General features: G+C 60.4%; 3 protein-coding genes. 1 reads left to right on the plus strand and 2 read right to left on the minus strand.

Going from position 1 to position 2,249, the window contains the following annotated elements; translation table 11 throughout:
• Window positions 1-324 (minus strand): DUF1579 domain-containing protein (locus tag JF66_RS17600; RefSeq protein WP_035880066.1); only part of this gene is annotated, 324 nt, incomplete at its 3' end.
• Between the two features lie 479 nt (window positions 325-803).
• Here JF66_RS17600 and JF66_RS17605 point away from each other — a divergent pair.
• The gene (locus JF66_RS17605) at window positions 804-1,118 is read left to right on the plus strand and encodes a hypothetical protein (RefSeq protein ID WP_035880067.1); all 315 of its coding nucleotides are present in this window, start codon (window positions 804-806) and stop codon (window positions 1,116-1,118) included.
• 40 nt (window positions 1,119-1,158) lie between these two features.
• On the opposite strand, the gene JF66_RS17610 is transcribed toward JF66_RS17605, so the two are convergent.
• Window positions 1,159-1,902, minus strand: coding sequence for a hypothetical protein (locus JF66_RS17610; RefSeq protein WP_156109890.1), 744 nt, complete (start codon window positions 1,900-1,902; stop codon window positions 1,159-1,161).
• Between the last annotated feature and the right edge of the window lie 347 nt (window positions 1,903-2,249).

Below are 2,249 nucleotides of genomic sequence, written 5' to 3' on the forward strand. Positions count from 1 at the left end.
CTCGTGCTCGCCGGTCAGCGTCCAGGTATGACTGTCGACAGTCAGCGTGTAATCGCGTGCGAATCCGTGATTCTCGATCGTTCGGGCGAAATAGCGGCCGGCTTCAGCGTCCCAGCCCATCAGACTAAGGGTGTCGAACGGCCCGTTCGCGCGCTCATCTTGCACGATGAAGTAGTTGCCCGAATGCCACCGGGCGGAGTGGATGCTGTTCCACGGACTCGCTCCCGCGTGCGGATTATCTAGCGACTGCTCGTCACCACCATAAGACGTGCCCTCGGCATGCCATTCACCCAGAAAAACTGCCAACTCTTCATGCTCAGCCATGATTCAACACTACGTTTGGGAGCCAAACCGGGCAATCATCTGAGGTGGCCACACCATGGTGTGCATCGGGCGGCCCGGCATCGAAGCCCGAGACTGGTACGCCACGGCCGCCATGAAGAACGATTGGCCCGGGCAAAAATACCCGGCCTGCCAGCGGCCGCCTACCTCCGCTGGCGTGGCCGAACAGCGGAGTACGAAAAAGCTCCGGCAGGTATCCCCTGGAGCAGACGAGCATGTACCTGTGGAGGATTTCGCCGCGCCTACTGAGGCTAATGTCGTGGCCTGTTGTGGATCTCGCACCGGTCAGCTCGGACGGATCCACTGTCGTTGAGATGGGTCTCAGATTCCGTCTTCGATTTCGGCGGTTGCATCCATTCAGCGGGACGTGACCCGCGGCGGCGATTCGCAGCAAAGAAATCCTCAGCGATTCATCGGGTGCAGTTCACCAGCTGATTACCTTGATCGCCAAGAATATATTGATGATCTCGATGACAGGCACCGTTCGCCCCACTGACTCGCCGCGAATGTCCGCGCTGCTGGGCCAGAATCTGCGCCGCAATTTTGAGCACACTCTGCTCTTCACGGGTCAGATGTTCGTCATTCTGCCTGACATTGGCGCGATTCTCGTAACGGAGCAACCGGGCGCCTACCGACTCGACGTTGTGGGAAACGACCAGGACACCGTCGATCAGCGTGTCGCTCGGCTGGAGGGCACGATTCGCAAACAAGCGGCAGATCTGGGTTTAAGGTTCGCGTGGCAGAAGATGGCTCACATCCCCGTGCCGTTTCGCTAGGGCAGCTGGTCCGTTTTCTGGCACCAAGTTGCTTCGACATCTATGCGAGGTCAGGAACCGTGCTTGTGCGGATTGAGGCGCTTCTGAGCTTCGCGATGCCGACGGCGACGAGCAGCCACAGGCCGGCGAGTGCTGTCGTCGCGGCCACGATCGTCTCCGTCCACGGTGTGGTGTCGTATGACTGGTATCCGGCGATCGCTGGGGCGATCAGGAATGTGGCGGCGAGGTAACCGGGCAGGGTAGAACCGAGTAAGAACACGCACGCTATCGCGGCTCCCCACGACACCGTTAGCCAGCGCAGCCCGAGAAAGAGCAGGCCGATAATCTGCACGATGCTCAGGATCAGCTGTACCGACAGGTATTGTGCCGGGGAGGGGATGCCAGCGAGCCCCGACACAACGGCATGCAGGCCGGTTATGCCGAACGCGAGCGCCACGACGACGGTGACGACCGTGGTACCGCGGTCGGGGAGTCGTCGACACGCGCGGGCCAAGGCGACAACACCGAACGCCAGGAGGATCACGCCGAGTCCGAACAGCTGGGCAGCAGTTCCGACGTTTTCCCACGGATCCGCGGGATAGGAATAGTCGAAGCGGTGATCCTCGATCAGGCGGTCAGTTCGGGTCCACTCCGCGCTGACGATCACCCACCGCTGCAGGGAAGCGATGAGTTGCAGCGCTGCGGAACCGAGAAAGAGCATGGCGGCGATGGCCGCCCATCGAGGCGAGCGCGCGCTCAGAGATGTGGATGCCGATACACGGTCATGAGAGACGGTCTCTGTCATGTGGTCAGGGTAGCAGCGTCAGGGAAACGGACGAAGGACGAGTTCGCTGGGGCGATGCGATAGGCCGCAGCCGGAGACCAGGAGTTCGGCGCGCGCTCGGTATCGTATGTCGAATGGGTGGGTGTGGGACCAGGCCTAAGAGGTCATGTCCCATTGAGTGGATGCTCTGCGCCCGTATGGTGAATTCAAAATCCGTAGTATGAAGGTTTGACACTACGATCAAACGTGAAACGTCCTAGCGCTGATGGCTGGATTGCTTGGTTCCCGCGCGACCGTGCGGGTGAGAACCCCGAAATGACGGAGCATTCCATGTCAATGTTGAATCCTGACGTAGTTACCCGGTCCGT

It is taken from the genome of Cryobacterium sp. MLB-32 (genome assembly GCF_000738085.1).
Taxonomy (GTDB): domain Bacteria; phylum Actinomycetota; class Actinomycetes; order Actinomycetales; family Microbacteriaceae; genus Cryobacterium.